1 protein-coding gene is annotated in these 1,025 nt (G+C 62.2%); it reads left to right on the top strand.

Going from position 1 to position 1,025, the window contains the following annotated elements; translation table 11 throughout:
- Positions 1-228: 228 nt before the first annotated feature.
- Positions 229-825 (top strand): hypothetical protein, encoded by a 597-nt coding sequence (locus tag C7441_RS23910; RefSeq protein WP_146201562.1) that lies wholly within the window; start codon positions 229-231, stop codon positions 823-825.
- The last annotated feature ends 200 nt before the right edge of the window (positions 826-1,025 follow it).

The following is a 1,025-nucleotide window of genomic DNA, read 5'->3' as shown; positions in this document are numbered from 1 at the left end:
CTCGAAAGTCATGACACGGTTCCTTCTCTGAGTTGCGCAGAATGATCTTAGCATCTCGCGCGACGGGTTCGGAGGGCCGTCCACATCATCAATTTTCAGTCGCCGCCCGAGACGGGCAGCGCCAGAAAATCGGAACCCCCGCTCACCGCCGCAGGCGGTCGCTACGCGATCCCTGACCCCTCGCGGCAACAGTGCAGGCTCCTTCCGTCAGAACGAAAGGAGAAACAAATGTCTGATCTCGATTTCCTCGATCTTTCCCGGCAGCTTGGCGCCTTGAGGACTGCGGTTCGCAAGAACCTCGTCAGGTGCGACACCCGCTTTGCGCAGTCCCTCCATGAAAAGCTGCTTGTTGCCCTCAATGGCCATCTCAAGACCTGCCGCGAGGGTGCGAGGGTCCAGCGGCGGCTGCGGACCGAGACCGATCCCGCCGCGCGCGAGGTTCTTGAACAAACCCTCGGCGACTGCGTGGGCGATCTCGAATCCGGCGGGCGAGGCTTCTATCCTTGGCATCTGCTGGATGCAGTGGATCGTGACCCGGACTTTGGCGGATACCGCCATCCCGTTGCGGCGATGTGGTGCCACGGCCCGATCCCGGAACGGATGACCGTTGGCGACGAGCATCTGTGCGGTCTTGGCCCGATCCTCCAGAAGATAGTCGCGCAGACAGGAATTCGCTTCACCACCTATCTCTGCGATGCCAGCATCGGCCCCGAAGGCGCAGGGCATCTCGATCCCGAAATCTACGAGCGCCCGATCAACAATTTCCGCCACCTCTCCCACGTCTATGAAGACATGCCGACCGGATCGACCGCTCGGCATGTCTGATGAAAGGGGGGCAAGCCGCCCCTCTCAAGCTCTCCCCATGAAGGGTCAGGGCAGAGCCCCGCCCCCTCAAACTCCCCCACCCATGGAGGGGGTGGTCCACCCCCTTGGGCTGCTCCCCGATGCGCCCTCGGCAAGGGCTAGAGTTTTCCGGCCTTCATTGGCAACACGGGCTGGTTGCGTGTGCCGATTTCATGAGCGCG

This window comes from Pseudaminobacter salicylatoxidans (assembly GCF_003148475.1).
Taxonomy (GTDB): Bacteria; Pseudomonadota; Alphaproteobacteria; order Rhizobiales; family Rhizobiaceae; genus Pseudaminobacter; species Pseudaminobacter salicylatoxidans.
The sequence above is the reverse complement of the archived record's forward strand: the minus strand, read 5'-3'. Positions and strand labels throughout refer to the sequence as shown.